Genomic DNA, 20837 nt, shown 5'->3' on the forward strand with positions numbered 1-20837 from the left:
GAGACGGCTTTGGCTCGGTTCGTATTGGTCATTGGTCAGGTTCCTTTCCGGCGTTTGGTTGAGTGGTTGCTTCGTCACGACGGCAACAGCGATTTGACCTGGCTTGCGGCGTGGTGGAGGGCTTGGGCGGCGGTCTTCTTGCCGCTGGTCGCGGCGAGGACGGCGTCCTGGAGGGACTTGCTGATCTCGGCGGTATTGGTGCCCGGGAACTGGTACCAGGGGATGATGGCCGGGACCTCACTGGTGGCGGCCGTGCGCAGCGGGTCTTTCGCCAGGAAGCCGCCCAACCCGGAGGCGTCTTCGGCTGCCGCCTTGTTGACCGGCAGATAGCCGCTGGCCTCGGTCTGGGCCGTGGAACCGGCCTTGCCGGTGAGGGCCTGGACGACCTGCCAGGCCGCGGCCTGCTTCTTGGCGTCCTTGGTCAGTACGACGACCCCGGCGCCGGCTGCCGGTGTGCGAAGTGTGCCGCCGTCGGGGATCGGGGTCTTGGCCGTCTTGAGGGTGAACGATGCGCCCTTTTCGAACGACCCGAGCATGGCACTGCTGGTGATGAGCATCCCGAGGTCACCGCTCACAAAAGCCTGCTTGGAATCATCGCTGTTGAGAGGGGCCGAGTAGCCGTCCTTGATCAGCCGCGCCCAGAAGTCGAGATGTGCGATCGCCTTGTCCGAGTCGAAGGTGATGCTCTTCTCGTCCGCGCTCATGAAGGAGCCACCGGCGGAGGACAGAAACGTCTGGTAAGGCCAGATGTCCTCCGAGTCGTACGCAACGCAGGCGCCATAGCGTGCGGCCTTGGACTGGACGAGTTTGGCGGCGGCAGCGCGGAGTTCGCTGAACGTGCTCGGCGGATTCGCGGGGTCGAGTCCGGCGCGGGTGAACTGCTCGGCGTTGTAACAAAGGACCAGGACCGAGGCGCAGTACGGGATGGCGTAGGTCGAGTTGTTCCGCTTTCCGAGGGTCAGGAATGTCGGGTAGAGCTGGTTGCTGTGGTCGCCGCTGAGCGTCAGGAACTTGTCGAGTGGCAGGGCCAGCCCCGCGTCGGCGTAGGTGCGGACGTTCTGCAAACCAATCAGGGCCATGTCATCACCCTGGCCGGCGGTCAGGTCCGATTGGATCCGCTGGGTGACGTCGTCGTAACTGACCGAGGGGAGTTTGACCAGCTTGGCGGTCACCCCGGTGCTGGCCGTGAACTGCGGGCCGAGCATCTGCTTGAGCGTACTGTCGAAGCCGGGGTTGTTGATGTAGACGATCGAGACGGTCTGGCCCTTGGCCGCGGCCGCGACCTCGTTGCGGTTGGTGTATCCCGGGCTGCCGGTGTTCTTGGGCGCTCCGCTGCCGCAGGCGGTGAGCATGCCTGCCGTGGCGATGCCTCCGCCGAGCGCGAGGAAGCCTCGGCGGTCGAGGGCGTGGTGGGTGGGCTGCACTGCGAGCTCCCTGGGTGTCAGCCACCGGTGGTCGGTGGTCGGTGCTCAGTGGTTGGTGCTCAGTGGTTGGTGCTCAGTGGTTGGTGCTCAGTGGTTGGTGCTCAGTGGTTGGTGCTCAGTGGTTGGTGGCCGGTGCTCAGCGATCGGTGAACGGTGCCAGTGATCGGTGATTTGGTCGGTGGTCGGTGGTCGGTGGTCGGTGATGGGTGATGGGTGTGAGGACGAGAAACGTGGTGAGTCAGTCGGCCGCGGCCGAGGGGGCGAGGCCCTGGACGAACTGGCGTTGGGCGAAGCACAGGGCGATGACGAGCGGGATCGCGGCGATGGCGGCGGCAGCCATCTGGGTCCCGTAGTTCGAGCCGCCCTCGCCCGAGGCGAATTCGACGATGCCGTACGGCACCGTGGCCGAACGCCCCGTCCGTAGCACGACCGACGGCCAGAACAGGTCGTTCCAGTGCCCCATCACACTGAGCACGCCGAACGCGGCCAGTGCGGGGCGGACGTTGGGCAGCACGACGCGCCAGACAACGCCGATCGGGCCGACACCGTCGAGCCGCGCGGCATCGAACAGCGACTGCGGGATCGTGATGATGAACTGCCGGAAGACGAAGATTCCGAAGGCCGAGGCGACGAACGGCACGATCAACGACTGCAGCGTGTCCAGCCAGCTCATTCGTGAGAGCAGCAGAAAGACGGGCAGAGCGACGATCTGGGTCGGAATGGCCAGACAGACGACGACAACCCACGTGGCGACACCTGAGCCGCAAAAGCGCAACCGTGCCAGAGCGTACCCGGCCGGCAGGCAGGTGAGTATCTGGCCGATGTAGATGGCGGTGACCGAGAGCAGGCTGTTCCAGTAGTAGTGCAGCCACGGCGCGTCGTTCCATGCCTGGGCGAAGTGGCTCCAGGTCAGGCCGTGCAGGCTCAGCGTTCCCCGGAAGATCCACTGGTCCGGTGTGACGGCGGCGCGGAGCATCACCAGAAAGGGCAGCAGCACCAGGAAACCCGCCAAGGCCAGGACAAGGTGCAGCGCGATCTGCCCGAGTGGCGGCCGACGGCGCGGCCGGGGTGCGTTCATCGGGCCGCTCCCTCGTTGAGCCGCCGCCCGACGGTCATGAGCTGGATGCCGACGAAACCGATGACCACGATCAGAACGACCAGGTCGATGACGGCGCCGCCGCCGAGATCGTTGTAGTGGATGCCCCGTTGCCACAGCAGATAGGACAACGTGGTGGTCGATCCGAGCGGGCCGCCTTGCGTCATCACCTGGACCTGGTCGAAGACGCGCAAGGAGTCCCGGGTGTCGATGACGAGGGCCAGGACCGTGGCAGGGCCGAGGGCAGGCCATGTGACGTGCCAGAACCGGCGCCAGGAGGTCGCTCCATCGAGGGCGGCGGCATCGTGCAGGTGCCGGGGCACCCCCGACAGTCCGGCGAGAAAGATGACGATGGTCGTGCCGAGTGCCTGCCACACACCGACCATCGACACCGCGACGATGGCCAGGTTCGTCGACTGCAGCCACCCGCTGATCGGGATGACCGCGCCCACCGTCTGATCGATGATCCCGGTGTGCGGGTAGAACATGAAACGCCAGGCGACGGATGTCGCGGCCAGGGTGGATGCCACCGGCAGGAAGAAGACGGTGCGCCACAGCATCGCACCGCGTCGAACGTTACTGATTCCCACGGCGATGGCCATGCCCAGCGCCACCGTGGTCGGCACCGTCAACGCGGTGTATTCGAGCGTGCGGAGCGCGGCGGACCGCAGTTCAGGGCTGGTCAGGATCTTGGAGAAGTTCGCGAAGCCGACCGCGTGGCCCGTCTGGCTGAGCGGATCCCAACTGAAGAAGGCGAGGACGCCGACCGCCAGCAGCGGCAGCATCACAAACACACCGAGGAGCACCGTGGCGGGAGTGCACAACAGCCAACCGATCACACCGTCGGTCAGGCGCATCCGCGGCCGGTGGTTCGCCGGCGGCCTGGAGGAATCGAGGCCGGCCTGTCGCTCTTCCGCCCGCTCTTCCACGTACGTCATCGCAGGCCGTCCACGTTCGCAGAAGCCAGTGGGGTCGCCCGGTCCTCGCCACCCAGTCGTGTGCCGTCCGCGTCGAACAGGTGGAGGTGCTCGTCGGCCGCCCACACCCGCAGCTCCGAGGACAGCGGCTGATCGGCCGCGACCCGCACCCGCAGGGTCTGATCCCCCGCTCCGCCCACTCGCACCACGACGAGGCGTTCGGTGCCGAGCAGTTCGCTGGAGACGAGCGTGCCCGAGACCGACCACCGGCCCGGCGGCGGATGACCCACTACCAGCTGCTCGGGGCGCACACCGAGCGTCACGATCCGATGCCGATCCCCCACCCTGGTCACGCGGTGCGGCAGCGGGATCGACTCGCCCGCCGCGCCGTCCAGTCGAAGCCGACCGGCCTCGGCCGTGCCGGGCAGCAGGTTCATCATGCCGAGGAAGCCGGCCACGAAGGGCGTGGCCGGGGTGTTGAACGCCTCTTCCGGCGATCCGACCTGCTCGACAGCGCCGCCGTTCATCACCACGATGCGGTCCGCGAGGCTCAGCGCCTCGGCCTGGTCGTGGGTGACATATACGACGGTCATGCCCAGGCGCTGCTGCAACGCCCGAATCTCGACGCGCATATCGACCCGCAGTTGTGCGTCGAGGTTGGACAGCGGTTCGTCCATCGCAACGATCGTCGGCCGCCGGACCAACGCACGCCCGATGCCGACGCGCTGCTTCTGCCCGCCGGACAGCTGGCGCGGCCGGCGATCGAGGAGGTGGCCGATCTTGAGAGCATCGGCGATCTCGCGGGTCCGCGCCTCCTGTTCGGCTCGCGGTACCCAACTCATCCGAAGGGGGAAGGCGATGTTGTGCGCGACAGTCTTGTTCGGATACAGGGCGTAGTTCTGGAACACCATCGCCACACCGCGGCGGTGCGGCGGCACATGGGCGGCGTCGCGGCCCTGCAGATGGATTGCGCCGGCGCTGATGGGCTCCAGACCGGCTATACACCTGAGCAATGTGGTCTTGCCGCAGCCGGACGGCCCCACCAGGACGACGATCTGCCCCGCCTCCCCGCGCAAGGTGACATCGCGAAGCGCCGGGGTGCCGCCCTGATACTCCTTGGACACCGCGCGGCACTCGAATGCCGGTGGTTCGGCGGATGGTTCGGAACCAGGGTGAACCAGAGGTGCGCGTGCAGCGGCAGTCATCGCAGGGGTAGCCACCGCAGCGGTAGTGGTCGCAGTGGTGGTCACCGCAGCGGTGGTCGTCCCAGCGGTGGTCGTCCCAGCGGTGGTCGTCCCAGCGGTGGTCGTCGTGGACAGCCCGGCGTTCGTACCGCGGGCCGGCCGATGCGGCGGCGGTGCGGTGGGCCCGGTCATGCGATCGCCTCGGGGCGCCGCGGGGCCGCAGCCAGCAGTGCGGGAAGGTCAGCGATGCTCGTGAGCAGGTGGGTGTGGCGGATGCGGCCGAGCGTTGCGCTGTCGTCGGCTCCGCTGAGGACGCCTGCCACCACGGCGGCGCCGGCGTTCGTACCGGAGAGCAGGTCGGCGACGGTGTCTCCGGCGACGAGCACCCGGCCGACATCGAGCACGCCGGTCAGTTCCATCGCCCGGAAGATCAGGTACGGGGCCGGCCGGCCGCGTGCCACCTGGTCGGCGCTGACCACCGCGTCGACCAGGGTGCCCCGCCATCCCAGCGGGCCCAGGATCGCGTCGGTCACCTCGCTGTCGAAGCCGGTGCTGAGGGCGACCTTGACCCCGCGCCCGCGCAGCTCGCGGAGTGCGTCCTCCGCTCCGGCCAGCGGCCGTGGCGGGTCGGCCCGGTAGGCGGCGTCGAGTCGCCGCCGGAAATCGGCGTAGACACGTGCCACTTCGGCGTCGTCGGGTGCGGAACCATGGGCCGACAGCAGCCCACGGACGGCTTCGCGCTTGTCGGTGCCCGTCCAGCGGCTGATGTCAGCCGGCGTGGGAGTGGCGCCCGCGGCTGTGACGGCCTCCGCGAGGATCCGGTAGACCGTGCCGCCCTCGTCGACGGTTGTCCCGGCGATGTCGAGGACCGCCAGTTCGATCGCGGCGTCGGCCGCGGTGTGCAGGGATGTCATCGGGACTCCAGGTCGGACGGCGATGCCGGGACGGTCATGACGGGCGGTCGGGCAGGCGCCTGCTGATGCGCCGCGAGCAGCTCGGCGCGGATACGTTCGCCCACGATCTCGGCCTCGCCCGGCTGCAGTGCGGTGGGATTGACCAGCAGGCGGCGGAGCTGACGGTCGTGGTAGAGGAACACCCGGGGTTCGCCGTCCAGCAGGCGCCGGGCGATCTCCCGCACGTCCCGGCCGGGGCGCTCTGGTGAGAGCGTGATCACCGCGGTCGGGACGAAGAACTCGAAGTCGTCCTCTTCGACGGTCACTTCGGCTCCCGGGACGGAGCCCACCCGGGCTGCCACCAGCTCCGTCTGGGCGCGCAGGCCCGCGCGGACCTGTTCTTCGTCGCTGGCCAGATAGCGTTTGAGCGCTTCATACAGGCCGACGATGGCCTCGCGGGAGACCTTGTGCGGGCGGCCGATCGCGAAGTTCGGCCCGGAATGCGCGAGTGCCGCCTCGATGAGATCAGCGCGGCCGCACAGCAGCCCGGTGTTCTGCGGGCCCTTGAGGAACTTCCCGCCCCCGAACGTGACCAGGTCGGCGCCCTCGGCGATGAACCTCGTCAGATTCGCCTTCGGCGGGAGCATCCCGGCCGCGTCCACCAGCAGCGGCACACCGTGGCGGTGCGCGATCCGCGCGGTCTCGGCGACGCTTGGCCCCACCTGACGAAGGCCCGGACCCAGGACGTAAAGAACGGCGGCGGTCTGCTCGTCGATCGCGTGGTCGAGCTCCTCCGGTTCACATTCGTTGATGCTGCCGGCCTCGACGAAGTCCGCGCCGGTGTACCGGGCCAGGTAGGTGAAGCGGCCCCGGTGCGCCTTCTGGATCACTACCTTCGAGCGAAGGCCCGCGGTATCCGGCAACTGCCGCACCCTGGCCAGGTCAGCGCCGGTCATGGCGGCGGCGACGGACAGCACGATCCCGCTCGCCGCGCCGCTGGTCACCATGCCCGCTTCCGCGCCGGTGACGCCGGCGATGTACTTCCCGACCGCCCGGTTGAGCTCGAAGATGCTGACGAACTGCCGGGAGGCGTCGGCCATCGCCGCCCAGACCGCCTCCGGTGATCTCGACCCCCCGAACGTGGTCGTGGTCCCTCCGGCGTGGATCACCGGCCGGACCCCCAGCTCCTGGTACACCGATACGCCGTTCTGCTTCCTTTCGGCGCCGCCGGGCACGTCGGCGCGCCGACCCGGCGACCCGGTCGAACGCTCCCCGCCTTCGGCTCGCGGGGCTGCCCCCGCCGCGACACCGAGCCGACGTGCTGTGTCCGGCTCCGCCGTATCCGGCTGTGTCATTGTTTCGGCCTCCCTGCCTGGTCGGCTCGCGCCTGCTGCGAGCGATATGCCGGCGGCAACAACGTCGAAGCGGTGCCGCCGCAACGGAAAGCTAGGCAGCCGAGGTTGCCCCGGAGTGACCCCAAGATGAATGAATGGCACTGGATTCTTTTAATCAACAAATCTCGCGGAACTCGATTTCATGAACAGCGGGGCAGATTCCGGCCGGCAGGGCGGCGGCCGGCCGAGCATGCCCGTCCCGGCCTCGTCCGCACTGATCACGGCAGGCAGGAGCCCGTATCTGGCGGGCACACCCCAGGTGGGCTGTACCATCGGAGGGCCGCGGGACGGGCTCCGGCGCATCACAGGGCGGCCGGGGATCCAGCTACCGCGAACCAACCTGCTGGCCTTGCACGGCATCCGATTCCGGTAAGGTCAGGCACATCCGACGATGCGATGCCACTCAAGGAGGCCGCCACGAACCCGCATCAGGGCACACCGGTCACGGAGCCGTTGACCGCACCCGGTGAAACCCCGCCCGACGACCTCGGAGCCCAGCCGCCGGTCGAAACCCTCGCCCGCATCAGATCCGCAGCCCCCGCGCTACGGGGCGTCGCGCGCCGGATCGCCGATACCGTCCTCGCCAGGCCGCAATGGGTCATGCAGGCCACCATCGCCGAACTCGCGGAAGCCGCCGCGGCCTCGCCGTCCTCTGTCGTCCGCGCGTGCCGTGAACTCGGCTTCCAGGGCTTCCCCGACCTGAAGCTCATCCTCGCCAGAGATCTGGCCCGCACCGAGAGCGCCGAATTCCAGCAGCACATCCCGCCGACCGAGCCGGACGACGCCCCACCCGCGACCACCCTCGAACGAGTCCTGCGGGCCGGCGCCCAGTCACTCATCGACGCTCTGGCCACAGTCGACCAGCAGAGTTTTGAACACGTCGTCACCGCCGTCGCCCGCGCCCGCCGGATCCTGTTCGTCGCCGTGGGCACCTCGCGCACCCCGGCAACCGACGCCGCGCAACGGCTCACCACCATCGGCCTGCACGCCTTCGCACCCGACGACGTATGGTCCCAGCACGTCATGGCCCAGCAGCTCAGCCGCGAGGACGTATGCATCGCCATCAGCCGGACCGGGGCCATGCGCCCCACCCTGGAAGGCGCCCACAAGGCCCGCGAAGGCGGAGCCGTCACCGTCGCCCTCACCAGCTACAGCAACACCCCGCTTGCCACGATGTGTGACTACGCGCTCATCGCCGGGGCACCCGAACTAGGCTTCCGACTCCAGGGCATGACCAGCCAGTTGGCCCTCCTCGCCATCCTCGACGCCCTCTACAGTGCCGTCGCAACCCAGATCGGCTCACGCGCCGCCGTCGGCTTCAACGCCATCTCCGCGGTCACCGCACAACACAACGCCTGACCCAGACCATGCGGCTACGGAATCCCAGCCCCATATCGCGACCCCGGGCGGCCGGCCGCTGTGGGTGTCGCGGGTCCGCCCCGACCTCGCGCACAACACCACCCGCGCCCCTGCCGGCGGGGCCGATTCAGCAGTTGTTGCAGCCCGGCCGGGCTCTCATGCCCGACGTACTTCCGTACCATGCCCATTGCCTCAAGCAACACCATTGCAATACAATCTCACATGCAGGGAATGTCGATCCCTAGATCGAGTCCGTCTCCCACGTCGAGGACGGCCGTGCGGATATCGAGTGTGACGGGGAAGGGAGATGGCCGGATGTGTTGCGAAGAAGAACACATGCCGCCCGTGGTCGCGGAGATGCTGGCGCGGTATCGGGCGCTTTGTGTGGAGCGTGGGTACGACTGGGGCAACGAGCGGGAAGACACCCTGGCGACGGCGTTGAGGGCGTTGCTGGGCTGGTGCGACCAGGACAGGGTGATGGCCTCCCGGAGAATGGTCTGGGGACTGAACGCACCCGGGGCGAATCCCGCCGCGGTTGTCGAGTCCGTGGTCGACGCGCTGCCCGATCCGATGCCGGTGGGCCTTGCGATCGTGCACGGCGGGGGCGTGCGGGTGCGGACACCCGCACCGTTCGCGACGGTGCGCCATCCGGTCCCGTATCAGGTCTTCGTGCTGGGTGGCCACGACGCGCCGCTGGCCCTGGTCGACGCGGTGGCGAGTGTCGATCAGCCCGGGATTCGGGTGGACGGTCGTCGTATCCGGGCGGTGGAACCGGTGGCGAGTGGCACGCTGCGCCTGGTGTCGGATGCGGTGTCGCGGTGGCGGGTGTGGGATGAGCGCGGTGGCGCGTGGTTTCCCGACGGCGTCCTGCGCAAGTACGACTACCACGGACGCCCGTTCTTTCACGGTAACAATCTCACCGTCGAGGTCCCGGTCGGCAGGACGGTGGTCGAGGTCGGGCGGGGAGGCGAGTTCCTGCCCTCGCGAGTCGAGATCGAGGTCGTGGCCGGGGCGGAGGAGGTCGTGGAGTTGTCGCCGGTGCGGCTCTACGACGCGGCGGCGCGCGGCTGGTACGGCGGGGACCTGCACGTGCACATGAACTACTCCGGTGACCTGGTGTGCGCGCCGTCGGACGCGGCGCGGATGCAACAGGGTGAAGGCCTGCACCTGATGAATCTGGTCGCCGCGAACTCGGCGACCTCGTTGATCTATGACCGGGAGGCGTTCGAGCACTTCACCGGCCAGGACCTGCCCTGGTCTCATCAGCACACCGTGGCCCGGTGGGGTATCGAGTACCGCAACAACATGCTGGGGCATTTCACCGCGCTGAACCTGTCCGCACCCCCGGTCCGTTACCAGACCGGGCATCGACGCTCCGACGAGCCGCAGGACTGGCCGCCGAACGCGGTCGCCGCGGCCGAATGCCGCACCCTGGGCGCCACAGTCAGCTACGCCCACCCCGTGCACGCGCCGCTCAACGACAGCGGCTTCCCGATCGAGGAGGTGTTCGCCGAACAGCACGCCCACTTCTTCACGCATGCCCGTGAGTTGGTGGCAGACGCCGCCCTCGGACTGGTCGACTCGATGGACCTCACCGGGAACCACACCATCTGGGGGCCGGAGGCGACGGAACAGCTGTATCACCGACTGCTGGGCTGCGGCCTACGACTGGCAGCCACAGCGGGCACGGACGCGTTTTTGTCCCACTCCCGTCACGACGTGAAGTCGAATCCGCCCGGGTGGTCGCGGGCCTACGCGCACCTCGGCGACACACCCCTGTCCGTCGATGCATGGCAGGACGCCGTGCGCGGCGGGCGGACCTTCGCCACGAACGGTCCGTGGCTCGAACTCGACGCCGCCGGTCAGGGACTGGGCGACACCGTGCGCCTGGACGAACCGCGGCGGGTGCCGGTCACGGCGCGTGCCACGGGTGTGGGGGTGGAACGGCTGGAGATCGTCGGGCCCACCGGGGTCCTGGCCGCCGTCGACACCACACACCACGCCGGCACGACCGAACTCACGGCGGACCTCGACATCGCCGAACCGACATGGATCGCGGCAGTGGCCCGCGGCACCGGCCATCCCGCGGTCCTCGGCCCCCAGGTGTATGCCCACACCAGCCCGGTCTGGATCGACGTCGCAGGACACACGGTCGCCCGGACCGCGGACGCGGCATGGTGCCTGGACTGGCTCGACCGCCTCGAAACCCTCACCCGGAAAGCCGGCAACTTTTCCCACCCCGACCAACTCCACGACCTCGTGAACGTACTCGACCAGGCCCGCGCCTTCTACCGGAACATCACCACCAACACCGGCTGAGCAGAACGACGGGCCTTGACCGAGGGTCTGGCTGACGCCGGAGTGTGCTCCTTGGCCCAAGCCGTCTCGTCGGCCTCCTCCCCTCCCGCCCACGCCGCTGAACTCGGCGACCGCGGAGCACTCCGGGTCGACAAGCGGGCCGACATCATCTCCGTGACCACGCGATCGGACACGCCTCACCCAAGCACAGGATCGACTGTTTGACGCGAGATCTAACGGTCGTTACTCTCTAGCTCCTGGCCGGGCCACTGCGTCGGCGTCCGTCGGTTCCGTGATCGAGCCCATTGGTGAGGGGAGTTGAGCATGGCCTTTATTCGGGCGTTCGCTGGATTCTGGTACGACTTCGTCATCGGTGACGATTGGAAGATCGCCGCGGCTGTGGTTCTGGTGCTCACGGTCGGCGCCGTGGCCGTACTGAACGGCGCCGGCGGTGTCGCACTGCTCCCGCCGCTGCTGGGAGTCCTGTTCGGCGCCGGTTTCACCGCGACCATGCTGATCGACACACGGAAGAACTGACGCCGGCAGAAACCGGCGTCAGCCGAAGGCAGCGCGCCCAGCGTGAGGACAGGCGCGCTGCGATCGTCAACTGCCGGGTGCCGTGACCGGTCTCAGTCCTTGTCCTCCTCGCGGAACACCCGGTTGGCATAGTCCTCGAGGACCTGCACGCAGGACTTCAGCTCCTCCTCGGCCGCACTGCGCTGAGCGGCACCCAGGACGTCACGATCGACGACCTTCGCGAACCACTTCTGCAGCTTGTGCAGATCCTCCTCGTTCTCTTCGAGTTCGGCGTAGGTGAAATGGTTGGCTTCGTACTCCTTTTTCACCTGCGCTCGGAAGTCATCGCACTTGTCGATGATCTCCTCGTACTCGTCGTCCCGGGTGGCGTTGAAGGCGGCGACGACATCAGAAGCGCCCGCGATGACCCGGGAACTGAGCAACGAGGCAGTGCCACCCATGTCCAGGATGTCCTTGCGCAGTGTCCGCAGTGCCCGTTCCGCCGCGGGACTGGCCGGTAGAGCGGCGACCGAGTTCTGCAAGTACAGGGCCCCCAGTCCCTTGAGGCGACGCCACACCGCCGCCCGGAGACGAGAGGGTTCCGGCGGGACCCGGTAGATCAGCACCAGCCACTCAGGAGCTTCGTTCATACACTCGTCCTTGTTTATCCGTGCCGGGCGCATACGCCCGGCACTCGACGCCAGGGCATGGGTCATGCCCGGTGCGACCCCCGCCCTCGCCCCCATGGACGACGGGCGACGGGTGTCAGCCGTTCGAACAGATTCTGAACGGAGAATACTCCGCCGCCCTAACGGTTGAAGCAGCGGAGTCATCCCGGCGCGCATACGCACCGGGCCTCCTGCCGTGGCGATCGGATGCGATGGCACGTTCTGCCACCGTCCAGCCACTCCGCGCCGCGGCGGTACCGTCCGGACCCTCGCTCCACACCACTGGCGTGCACGCAGGGCCGCTTCGTGATTCTCGCGCGCCAGACGCACGAGGACACCACCCATGTCGAGTCGTCCGGACGACAGAGTAAGAACGTAACGAGCCATAGACACTAGATGTATCAGCTGTTAGCGGCCGTGCGTGATGTTCGTTTCTCGCGTCGGCGTCGGCGTGAGGTGAGAGGACAGGTTATGTCTGTTGGTACCGGGGCTGTCTGGGCACTGGCTGTCCGCCGTGTTCCTGGCGTGTCTCGTGGAGGCGGTGGAGGCCGTCACCATCGTCGTCGCGATGGGTATGACCCGCGGCTGGCGGTCAGCGATCGCCGGCACCGTGGTCGGGCTGGCATCGGTGATCGCCTTCGCGCTCGTGACGGGTTACGCGGTGGTCACATGGCTGCCCGAGGCGGCCCTGCAACTCGCGATCGGAGCACTCCTGTTGATCTTCGGGTTGCAGTGGATGCGCAAGGCGATCCTGCGTTCGTCCGGACGGAAGGATCTGCACGACGAGGCGGAGATCTTCGAGAAACAGAGTGCCCTGGCTCGCGAGGCGGGCGAACGGTCCTTCCTCGGACTGGACTACTTCGCGTTCATAGTGAGCCTCAAGGGCGTCTTCCTGGAGGGCGTCGAAGTGGTGTTCATCGTCATCACCTTCGGTCTGAGGGCAGGCGATGTTCCGGTGGCCACGGGCGCGGCGGTGCTGGCGACGGTCCTCGTCACGGCCGCGGCGGTGGTGGCGCACGGACCGTTGACGAAGGTTCCGGAGAACACCCTGAAGTACGGCGTCGCCGTGTTGCTCTCGACGTTCGGCATGTTCTGGTGCGTCGAAGGGCTCGGCACCTTCCAGCCGGACCGGCAACCGCTGGACTGGCCCGGCGGCACCATCGCGCTCGGCGCGGTCCTGCTCGGCTGGCTGGCACTGTCCCAACTGCTGATCCGGGTCCTGCGGGTACGGCCGACGGAGGCCGTGTCCCCGGCGTCGACAACCGGGATGGCGCCGAACGAGGACGTCGGGCCGTGAGAGGGTACCTGCGGCTCTGGGGCATCCCACGGCCGCAGGGAACGGCGGGTGCGCCGGACGCGTCCGGTCCGAGCGGGCAGACAGTATGAGATCGGGCGGGCAACGATGCCGCCGAGAATTATCGAGGGAAAGACCAGTTCAAATTCTTCTGCGAATTGACTCGCCGATGAGCATTCTCTTGGCAGCCTGAGTCAATTCGCTGAAGAACTCAATGCGCATTCCAGGCCTGCGCGCCGGTTCAAGGATCTCCGCGGCTCACAGGAGCCGGTTCAAGGATCTCCGCGGCTCACAGGAAAGGCGTGACCATGCCGCCGTCCACGAGCCTGATGAACTCCCCCTCCATGAGCTTGCGCGCTTTACTTTCTCCGCTTTCTCCACTTTCTCCGCGGACTCACTGAGTACGCGGCTCCTTGAACGCCTACGCGACCGTCGCTGACGTGCTCATACGGCCAGCGTGACCCGCGGCTCCGGTTTCCTCAGCGGTTCTCCGCGCCGTGTCCAACACGGCCAGGCGTTCTGAATCGCCTCTCCCTCAAGAATTCACCGCAATACGAAAAGTTCATCCGGGTGTGGCCCGTCGTATCTGTGGGTTCATTTATGCCGGATAAATTCCGAAGAAGTCCCGAGTTGGGACACCGGGCTCGGAGGCATCCCGCCTCGTCGCCCCGAACTGTCCAGCCAAGAAATGGAGCCTGGACCGATGACCGGAGCATTCGGCGTGCGTAAGTCGCCCATCCTCTTGCTCGTCCATGTCTTGATCCTCACCGGACTGCTGGCCGCGTGCGGCAGTTCGACCAAAACGGCCAGTTCATCCGCCGACAACCCCGCCACTCTGACGCTGGCCATCTCCAGCGTAGAAGGCTCCCAACAGCTCCAGAAGCAGTTCGGCCCGCTACAGGCCGAGTTGACGAAGATTCTGCACATGCCGGTGAAGCTGTTCCCGGTCGCCGACCGGACGGCCGCCGCGGCGGCGATCGAGTCCAACCATCTGGACCTGGTCATGGCCGGCCCCGCCGAGTACGTCGCTCTCCGCGCGGAGTCCGGCACTCTGCCGGTCGTCGGTCTCAGCCAGCCCGGCTACCGGACCCTGTGGGTCGTGCACGGCGGCAGCGCGATCACCTCGCTGGCCCAACTGAAGGGCAAGGCCGTGGGCCTGACCGATCCCGGCTCCACGAGCGGATACGTCTACCCGCTGAAAATGCTCCTCGACGCCGGATTGAAGCCCGGCAGCACCGTCACGACCCAACCGCTGAGCAGCAATCAGGCAGCCGCGTTCCTCGGGCACAAGGTGGACGCGGTCGCCACCTATCCGGCCGGATACGCGGCCCTGCTGAAGCTCGGCGGCCTCACACCCCAGCAGGCGCCCGTCATCGCGCGAAGCCCGATGTTCCCGCCCAACCTCATCATCGCCAACCCCCGGCTCTCCGCATCGCTGCGCAACCGCATCAAGACCGAACTGTCCGCCAACAGCGCCGCGATCATGAAGTCCATCCAGGCAGCCGGGGGCATCTATGTGAGCAGCTACGCCGAATCGAAGATCATCCCGGTCACCGACAAGGACTTCGACCTGATCCGCCAGGCATACCGTCAGGACGGATACCCGAACCTCGCGAAGATCCCCTCCTGACGTGGAAGGCAGCAACCGGATGTCACTCACCATGACCGACCGGGCGCAGCGCCAGGCGGGTCACCCGCCGCCTCGTCTGCCCAGGACGTCACCGTTCCTGCTCATCGTGGCGGCCGTGGTCCTGGGCGGATTCGTCTGGGGAATCGTCTGGAGCGGCCTGAACCCCAGCACGCTCGTCTCCGGGGCCCCGGGGTTGGTCAACTTTCTGGGCAAGGCGTTCCCGCCGGTGCTCGAGCAGGGCCGGACCGTCGCCTCCGCCACCGGGCAGACCATCGAGATGGCCATCGTGGGCACCGTCTTCGGTGCGGTGGCCAGCCTCCCGGTCGCGGTGCTGGCAGCACGGAACCTCAGCCCCGCGCCCCTGGCCGCCACCGTGCGCTCGCTGGTCACATCGCTGCGGGCCATCCCGGACCTGGTCTGGGGTCTGGTGTTCGTGGTCGCGGTCGGGCTGGGACCCGCCGCCGGCATCTGTGCGATCGCCGTCGACACGATCGGGTACTGCGGCCGGCTGTTCGCCGAACGGGTCGAGGAACTCGACCCGGCACCCCTGCGGGCGCTGCGCGCCACGGGCGCCCGCACCCCGGCCGTGATCGTCTGCGGCGTCGTACCCGCCGTCCTTCCGTCGTTCGTGGCCACCAGCATGTTCGCGCTGGAGAAGGCGGTCCGGTCCGCCGTCGTGCTGGGCCTGGTCGGCGCGGGCGGGATCGGCATCGACCTGTCCACGGACATGCAACTATTCCAGTATCAGCAGGCACTGACCATCGTGATCATCATCTTCGTCGTCGTCATCGCTGTCGAGCGGGTCTCCGCCGCGGTACGCAGGCGGATCCTGTGACCCGCCCGCAGGCCCGGGAGCGTGCCGAAAGGAATGGGCCCATGCCGCCAATGTCAACAGCTCCCGTCCCAGACGTGACCGCAGGACGTTCCCGATGACCGCCCCCGACCCCGTGACCGCCCCCGACCCGGCACACCCCGACGGTGGCCTGCCCGGCGCCGAGGTCACCGGGATGCCCATCGAGGTGACGGAACTGGCCAAGACCTACGGTGAGGTCTCCGCCATCCGGCATGTCTCACTCACCATCAGGCCAGGCGAACGTGTCGTGCTGCTGGGCCCGAACGGATCCGGGAAATCAACACTGCTCCGCTGTCTGGTACGGCTGGAGCAGCCGACCGCCGGGACCGTGACGATCGGCGCTCACCCGGTCACCACCCTGGACGCGCACGGACTGCGGGCGCTGCGGCGCGAGTGCCCTCTTGGGTCGCGGTGCGACTGATGATGGATTCCTTGCGACGTTCCCTTTCCTCTCGCATGTCGTTGTAGAAGGCGACGGCGGCCGGGTCCATGTCGTACGCCGGAGCCACGTCCGGGGCAAAGTGGCCGTACTCGTCCACACCGCGCACCAGCGTCGCGCTGTCCTTGTAGCCGTCAATGGGCCGTACTCGTGTGGCGATGAAGCGAGTCGCGATGCCGCATCGCCTGATGTCAGAGGTGTTCGCCTCCGATCCATGGACCAGCATCGTATGGTGCAGCGAAAACTCACCGGGGTTGAGCTCCAGGTCGACTGCGTCGTTCTCGTCGACGTCGACCTCGACCTCCTGGCCTCGGCTCAGGACGCTGTCCTTGTCGAAGGTGTCGTGGTGCGGAACCTGGCCCTGTTGGTGACTACCCGGGATGACCCGCAGGCAGCCATTTGTGCGCCTGCTCGGCGTCAGAGCGACCCAGGCGGTGAGGACGCTCGGCTCGGAAAGACCCCAGTAGGTCGCGTCCTGATGCCAGTTGACGAACTTCGGGTCGTGCGGCTTCTTGTCGAAATGAGCTGTGCCCAACGCGAGCACATTCGGCCCGAGAACGTCTTCGACCGCGTCAAGAACCGTCGGCGTTCGCATGAAATCGTTGAGCCACTTCATCAGCAGATGCGGCTTGTACTTGGCGCGTGACCACAGATCCGGCTCCCGCCGCTCAAGCGCGTCCATGTGTTCCAAGACGCCCTGTGCCTCGTCAGCGGAGAATGCTCGCAGCGGATGAACGTAGCCGTCTCGCTCATACTGATGAACTTGTGCGTCCGTGAGGAGCTTTGGCATCTTGGTTGTTCCCTTTCTTGTTGTGGGTGAGGGACGGAGTACGGCGGAAGGCGCGTTTCCTCGGTGTCAGGCCGCCTATGCGTCGATGCGTATGCCCTCCGCGTCGAAGAGGTGCAGACGTTCGACATCGACGCAGAGGCGCACGGTGTCGGCGGTGACGGTGCCCACCGGCACCCGGGCCTTGAGCTTGTGGCCACCGGCGAGAGTGATGTGGGCGAGTTCCTCGCTGCCGAGCAGTTCGAGGAGCCTGACCCGGCCGGTGAGCGTGACGTGGGGGCGGTCTGCCGAGGTGTCGGCCGCTCGAAGGTCCTCGGGCCGGATGCCGATACACGCCGTCGCGGCGGCCTTCGGCGCCCGGAGTTCGACGATCGGCGACCCGTCGGACGTCCGGAAGTACCCGTCCTGGACGATGCCGTCGAGAAGGTTCATGGCTCCGAGGAACGAAGCGGTGAACCTGTTCGCCGGGCGGGAGTAGACCTCGCGTGGGGTGGCCTGTTGCTGCAGGCGTCCCTCGTTCAGGACGGCTACCTGGTCGCCAAGTGTCAGCGCCTCGGTCTGGTCGTGGGTGACGTAGACGACCGTGGCGCCCAGCTTCTGGAACAGCTCGTGCAATTCGGCGCGCATATCGACCCGCAGCGCGGCGTCGAGGTTCGACAGCGGCTCGTCCATCAGCAGCACGGACGGCCGGCGGATCAGCGCCCGCCCGATGCCGACGCGCTGTTTCTGCCCACCGGACAGCTGGGCCGGTTTCTTCCCCAGATGCGAGGTCAACCGCAGCAGCCGCGCGATCTCGGTGACCCGCCCGGCGCGCTCGCCTCGCGGCACCTTGCCCATGACCAGCGGGAACTCGATGTTCGCGGCGACCGTCTTGGCCGGGTACAGGGCGTAGTTCTGGAAGACCATGGCCGTGCTCCGACGCTGAGGGTCGGCATACGTCATGTCACGGCCGTTGATCCGGATCGTCCCGCCGGTGGGATGGTCCAGCCCGGCGATGCAGCGCAGCAGGGTGGTCTTGCCGCAGCCGCTTGGCCCGACCAGGGTCAGTGTTTCGCCGGCCTTGCACGACACGGTCACTTGACGCAGGGCCTGGTCCGCCGGCCCGAACGTCTTGCTCACGTCGACGCAGTCGATTCCCTCAGCCATGGTTCTTCAGGATCTCGTCGACCGCGTTCTGCGACTCGGTGAGCGCCTTCTCAGGGGACTCGCTGCCGCCCAGAGCCTGGAGGAGGCTCTTCTCGATCGCGTCGTTGGCCTCGACGTCGTGACCGCCGGGGTAGGTCTGCCACTGGTTCAGGTAGGGGATGGCGTCCAGCGGCGTCCGCCGGTTGGGCTTCTCACTGAAGTACTTCTTCAACTCCGGGCTCTTCAGGGCGGCGGAGTTGACGGGCAGGTAGCCGGCCGCGAGGGTCAGTGCCGTACTGGCCGTTGGACTGACCAGTTGCTGGATGGCCTTGAGGGCCGCCGCCTGGCGTTTGGCGTCCTTGGTGAGCAGGACGATCGCCGCGCCTGACGCGGGTGCGCTGCGTGTGCCACCGTCCTCGATGGGAACCTGTCCGGTGGCGACGGTGAACTTCGCGCTCTTGTTGATGTTGCCGAGGTTTCCGTTGGACTGGATCAGCATGCCGGCGTCGCCGTTGATGAACGCCTGGACGTTGGGGCTGGTGTCCGCCGTGCGGGCGAGCAACGGCATGGCCTTGTCCTTGACCAGACCGCGCCAGTAGTTGACCACCGCTCGGCCCTGGGCGCTGTTGAACGCGGCGCCGGTTTCGTCGGAGTTGAGCATCGCGCCGCCGGCACTTGCCAGTTGCTGCTGGAAGTCGATGTTGCTGCCGCCGTTCCAGTCCATCACGATGCCGTACTTGTGCTTGGCCGGATCCGCCAGCTTCGCAGCGTCCTTGCGCAGCTCATTCCATGTGGTCGGCAGATGCGTCGGGTCGAGCCCGGCGGCCTTGAACATGTCGGCGTTGGCGTAGAGGATCCGCGTCGCGACACCGTAAGGAAGCCCGTACTGCTTTCCGTTGTACTGGGTGAGCTTCAGGAACTTCGGGTCGATGTCCTTGGTGTTCAGACTGCCCTTGGCGATCGCGGTGTCCAGCGGCTGGGCGATGCCGAGGTCGACCAGTCCGCGCAGGTTGTTCAGCCCGACCAGCGCCACATCCGGCAGGCGACCGGTGCCGGCCTCGCGGATGATCCGCTGCTGGACGTCGTTGTAGTTCTTGCCCGCGAGGACAAGGTTCACCCGAGGGGCGTTCGACTCTTTCTCCAGCGGCTTGATGGCAGATTTCAACGGATCAGCGTAGAGACTGGCCTGCGTGTAATAGACGCTGACAGCGCCGTCCTTGGTGCCCGATGTGCCGCAGGAGGTTACCCCGGCCAGGAGGCCAACGGATGCCAGTGCCGCGGTGATTCTCCAACGCATGGTTCTGCTCCTCGAAAAATAAAACCGAATGGGATATTTAGTCCGGGGTGTTCGACAGCACGAGACCGCGAACGAAATGACGCTGGGCGAACAGGAATCCCACCACCAGCGGAAGCACGGCCAGCGTGGCGGCGGCCATCTGGGCGGCAAAGTCATTGCTTTCCGAGTTGGCGAACGCCGAAATACCGTAGGGCACCGTCGCCGCATCGTCACTCGACAGAACCAGGCTCGGCCAGAAGTAGTCGTTCCAGTGGGAGACGATACTGAAGACCGCGAATGCGGTGAGGGCCGGCCGGGCCATCGGCAGGACGATGCGCCACACCGTTGTCCAGTTACTTGCACCATCGAGCCGCGCGGCATCCAGTACGTTCTGCGGGATTCCCAGAAAGAACTGGCGGAGCAGGAACACGCCGAAGGCGCTGGCCAGAAAAGGTGAAATCAGCGACAGGCGATTGTCCAGGAGGCCCGCCTTCGCGAACAGCAGATACAAGGGTACGGCGACGACCTGCATCGGCAGCATGGTGGCGAACAGAACCAACCCGAGTGCCAGCCTGCTGCCGCGGAACCGCATCCGCGCCAGCGCGTAGGCGGCCGGAACGGCGAGAAGCACCTGACCGAGGAAGATCAGTCCGGTCACGGCCACACTGTTGAGGAAGAACCGTCCCATCGGCACCGTGTCGAAGACGCGCTGATAGGCATCGAAGGTCGGATGCTGCGGCAGGAGGTTGCTGCTGTAGATTTCGTCGTCCGGTTTGAACGAGCTGAACACCATCCAGGCGAACGGCGCGAGCATGACGACGGCACCCAAGGCCAGCAGTATGTGCCGGGGTATGTCGCTGGCGGCGGCCCGCCGCAGGACGCTTCCCCAGCCCCGGCCGGATGCGTCCGGGGGCTCTGCTCGGCCCGGCGACAGAACGCCGGCGGCATGGTGCGATTCTGTGCCGGTGGTCATCGGGCGCCCGCCTCGCTGAGTCGTCGGCCGAATGACCGCATCTGCACCAGCGTCACCAGCATGACGGTGGCCAGCAGCACGATGCTGATCACGGCTCCTCCGCTGATGTCCTGGTAGAAAACCCCTCGCCGGTAGAGTTCGTAGCTCAGGGTTGAGGTACTGCCGATGGGTCCGCCCTCGGTCATCAGCGCCACGGTGTCGTAGACGCGCAGCGCGCTGATCGTGCTGATGACGACGGCGAACACCGTGGTCGGCCCGAGCGCGGGCCACTGGACGTGCCAGAACCGGTGCCAGGCGTTCGCGCCGTCGAGACGGGCCGCCTCAAGATGCGCGGTGGGCACGTTGGCCAGCCCCGACAGAAACAGCACGACCGCGTATCCGAGTTGATGCCACACTCCCACGAGAGCAACCGCCGGGAGGGCGAGCGAACTGTCGCTCAACCAGTTCGTCACTCCGAACAACTGGCCCACGGTGGAGTCGATCAGCCCTCGTTCCGGGTAGAACATCCATTTCCAGACGATGCTCATCGCCGCGAGGGTGCTGGCGAACGGCAGAAAGTACACCGTCCGCCAGAAGACTTTTCCACGCCGCACACTGTGAATGGTGAGGGCGATCAGAAGACCGAGTACCGTGACGGCCGGCACGGTGAAGAGCGAATACAGCAGAGTATTGACAAGAGCTTGGCGCAGTTCCTCACTGCCCAGCACCCGC

At 67.1% G+C, this 20837-nt stretch carries 19 protein-coding genes; 7 read left to right on the forward strand and 12 right to left on the reverse strand.

What is annotated here, in order from left to right; all coding sequences use genetic code 11:
* Positions 1-74: 74 nt before the first annotated feature.
* From AC27LF_RS44345 to AC27LF_RS44370, 6 genes are all read right to left on the reverse strand, one after another.
* Positions 75-1424 carry an ABC transporter substrate-binding protein gene (locus tag AC27LF_RS44345; RefSeq protein WP_479664898.1) on the reverse strand — a complete coding sequence of 450 codons (1350 nt, stop codon included), beginning with the start codon at positions 1422-1424 and terminating at the stop codon, positions 75-77.
* A gap of 238 nt (positions 1425-1662) precedes the next feature.
* Complete coding sequence (locus AC27LF_RS44350; RefSeq protein WP_479664899.1) at positions 1663-2502, reverse strand: carbohydrate ABC transporter permease; 840 nt, start codon at positions 2500-2502, stop codon at positions 1663-1665.
* Positions 2499-3458 carry a carbohydrate ABC transporter permease gene (locus AC27LF_RS44355; RefSeq protein WP_479664900.1) on the reverse strand — a complete coding sequence of 320 codons (960 nt, stop codon included), beginning with the start codon at positions 3456-3458 and terminating at the stop codon, positions 2499-2501. The genes AC27LF_RS44350 and AC27LF_RS44355 overlap by 4 nt, the downstream gene beginning before the upstream one ends.
* The gene (locus AC27LF_RS44360) at positions 3455-4561 is read right to left on the reverse strand and encodes an ABC transporter ATP-binding protein (protein WP_479664901.1); all 1107 of its coding nucleotides are present in this window, start codon (positions 4559-4561) and stop codon (positions 3455-3457) included. Before AC27LF_RS44360 ends, AC27LF_RS44355 begins: the two co-directional genes overlap by 4 nt.
* Positions 4562-4809: 248 nt before the next feature.
* Positions 4810-5535 (reverse strand): phosphonatase-like hydrolase, encoded by a 726-nt coding sequence (locus tag AC27LF_RS44365; RefSeq protein ID WP_479664902.1) that lies wholly within the window; start codon positions 5533-5535, stop codon positions 4810-4812.
* On the reverse strand, positions 5532-6614 hold the full coding sequence (locus AC27LF_RS44370; RefSeq protein ID WP_487231301.1) for an aminotransferase class V-fold PLP-dependent enzyme: 1083 nt from the start codon (positions 6612-6614) through the stop codon (positions 5532-5534). The genes AC27LF_RS44365 and AC27LF_RS44370 overlap by 4 nt, the downstream gene beginning before the upstream one ends.
* 690 nt (positions 6615-7304) lie before the next feature.
* Here AC27LF_RS44370 and AC27LF_RS44375 point away from each other — a divergent pair.
* The 3 genes from AC27LF_RS44375 (at position 7305) to AC27LF_RS44385 (ending at position 11102) form a co-directional block, all read left to right on the forward strand.
* Entirely contained in the window at positions 7305-8267 is a 963-nt protein-coding gene (locus AC27LF_RS44375; RefSeq protein ID WP_479664904.1) for a MurR/RpiR family transcriptional regulator, read from the forward strand.
* A gap of 222 nt (positions 8268-8489) precedes the next feature.
* Positions 8490-10586, forward strand: coding sequence for a CehA/McbA family metallohydrolase (locus tag AC27LF_RS44380; RefSeq protein WP_479664905.1), 2097 nt, complete (start codon positions 8490-8492; stop codon positions 10584-10586).
* A gap of 303 nt (positions 10587-10889) precedes the next feature.
* The gene (locus tag AC27LF_RS44385) at positions 10890-11102 is read left to right on the forward strand and encodes a hypothetical protein (RefSeq protein ID WP_479664906.1); all 213 of its coding nucleotides are present in this window, start codon (positions 10890-10892) and stop codon (positions 11100-11102) included.
* Between the two features lie 92 nt (positions 11103-11194).
* Here AC27LF_RS44385 and AC27LF_RS44390 read toward each other — a convergent pair whose 3' ends face one another.
* Positions 11195-11731, reverse strand: a complete 537-nt coding sequence (locus tag AC27LF_RS44390; RefSeq protein ID WP_479664907.1) for a Chromate resistance protein ChrB — start codon at positions 11729-11731, stop codon at positions 11195-11197.
* 496 nt (positions 11732-12227) lie between these two features.
* Between AC27LF_RS44390 and AC27LF_RS44395 the strand changes: the two genes are divergently transcribed.
* From AC27LF_RS44395 to AC27LF_RS44410, 4 genes are all read left to right on the forward strand, one after another.
* A complete protein-coding gene (locus AC27LF_RS44395) occupies positions 12228-13046 on the forward strand; it encodes a COG4280 domain-containing protein (protein ID WP_487227862.1) in 819 nt (272 codons plus the stop codon).
* 700 nt (positions 13047-13746) lie between these two features.
* Complete coding sequence (gene phnD, locus AC27LF_RS44400) at positions 13747-14673, forward strand: phosphate/phosphite/phosphonate ABC transporter substrate-binding protein (protein WP_479664909.1); 927 nt, start codon at positions 13747-13749, stop codon at positions 14671-14673.
* A gap of 19 nt (positions 14674-14692) precedes the next feature.
* Positions 14693-15508, forward strand: a complete 816-nt coding sequence (gene phnE / locus AC27LF_RS44405) for a phosphonate ABC transporter, permease protein PhnE (protein ID WP_487227938.1) — start codon at positions 14693-14695, stop codon at positions 15506-15508.
* Between the two features lie 94 nt (positions 15509-15602).
* On the forward strand, positions 15603-15947 hold the full coding sequence (locus tag AC27LF_RS44410; protein WP_487227861.1) for an ATP-binding cassette domain-containing protein: 345 nt from the start codon (positions 15603-15605) through the stop codon (positions 15945-15947).
* Here the strand turns inward: AC27LF_RS44410 and AC27LF_RS44415 are convergent.
* From AC27LF_RS44415 to AC27LF_RS44435, 5 genes are all read right to left on the reverse strand, one after another.
* Positions 15877-16755 carry a phytanoyl-CoA dioxygenase family protein gene (locus tag AC27LF_RS44415; protein ID WP_479664911.1) on the reverse strand — a complete coding sequence of 293 codons (879 nt, stop codon included), beginning with the start codon at positions 16753-16755 and terminating at the stop codon, positions 15877-15879. The genes AC27LF_RS44410 and AC27LF_RS44415 overlap by 71 nt on opposite strands.
* A 75-nt stretch (positions 16756-16830) precedes the next feature.
* Entirely contained in the window at positions 16831-17898 is a 1068-nt protein-coding gene (locus AC27LF_RS44420; RefSeq protein ID WP_479664912.1) for an ABC transporter ATP-binding protein, read from the reverse strand.
* A complete protein-coding gene (locus AC27LF_RS44425; protein ID WP_479664913.1) occupies positions 17891-19042 on the reverse strand; it encodes an ABC transporter substrate-binding protein in 1152 nt (383 codons plus the stop codon). The genes AC27LF_RS44420 and AC27LF_RS44425 overlap by 8 nt, the downstream gene beginning before the upstream one ends.
* Before the next feature lie 169 nt (positions 19043-19211).
* Positions 19212-20126, reverse strand: a complete 915-nt coding sequence (locus AC27LF_RS44430; RefSeq protein ID WP_479664914.1) for a carbohydrate ABC transporter permease — start codon at positions 20124-20126, stop codon at positions 19212-19214.
* A partial coding sequence (locus AC27LF_RS44435) for a carbohydrate ABC transporter permease (protein ID WP_487231302.1) occupies positions 20123-20837 on the reverse strand: 715 nt, incomplete at its 5' end. The genes AC27LF_RS44430 and AC27LF_RS44435, both read right to left, overlap by 4 nt.

The organism is Streptomyces diversicolor, from assembly GCF_057537855.1.

Bases quoted from the DNA above. Each gene is read 5' to 3' on its own strand.
- phnE (WP_487227938.1), top strand. From the start codon at position 14,693: ATGTCACTCACCATGACCGACCGGGCGCAGCGCCAGGCGGGTCACCCG.
- AC27LF_RS44430 (WP_479664914.1), bottom strand. From the start codon at position 20,126: ATGACCACCGGCACAGAATCGCACCATGCCGCCGGCGTTCTGTCGCCG.
- AC27LF_RS44355 (WP_479664900.1), bottom strand. From the start codon at position 3,458: ATGACGTACGTGGAAGAGCGGGCGGAAGAGCGACAGGCCGGCCTCGAT.
- phnD (WP_479664909.1), top strand. From the start codon at position 13,747: ATGACCGGAGCATTCGGCGTGCGTAAGTCGCCCATCCTCTTGCTCGTC.
- AC27LF_RS44420 (WP_479664912.1), bottom strand. From the start codon at position 17,898: ATGGCTGAGGGAATCGACTGCGTCGACGTGAGCAAGACGTTCGGGCCG.
- AC27LF_RS44365 (WP_479664902.1), bottom strand. From the start codon at position 5,535: ATGACATCCCTGCACACCGCGGCCGACGCCGCGATCGAACTGGCGGTC.
- AC27LF_RS44375 (WP_479664904.1), top strand. From the start codon at position 7,305: ATGCCACTCAAGGAGGCCGCCACGAACCCGCATCAGGGCACACCGGTC.
- AC27LF_RS44350 (WP_479664899.1), bottom strand. From the start codon at position 2,502: ATGAACGCACCCCGGCCGCGCCGTCGGCCGCCACTCGGGCAGATCGCG.
- AC27LF_RS44385 (WP_479664906.1), top strand. From the start codon at position 10,890: ATGGCCTTTATTCGGGCGTTCGCTGGATTCTGGTACGACTTCGTCATC.
- AC27LF_RS44410 (WP_487227861.1), top strand. From the start codon at position 15,603: ATGACCGCCCCCGACCCCGTGACCGCCCCCGACCCGGCACACCCCGAC.
- AC27LF_RS44415 (WP_479664911.1), bottom strand. From the start codon at position 16,755: ATGCCAAAGCTCCTCACGGACGCACAAGTTCATCAGTATGAGCGAGAC.
- AC27LF_RS44380 (WP_479664905.1), top strand. From the start codon at position 8,490: ATGCAGGGAATGTCGATCCCTAGATCGAGTCCGTCTCCCACGTCGAGG.
- AC27LF_RS44370 (WP_487231301.1), bottom strand. From the start codon at position 6,614: ATGGCCGACGCCTCCCGGCAGTTCGTCAGCATCTTCGAGCTCAACCGG.
- AC27LF_RS44390 (WP_479664907.1), bottom strand. From the start codon at position 11,731: ATGAACGAAGCTCCTGAGTGGCTGGTGCTGATCTACCGGGTCCCGCCG.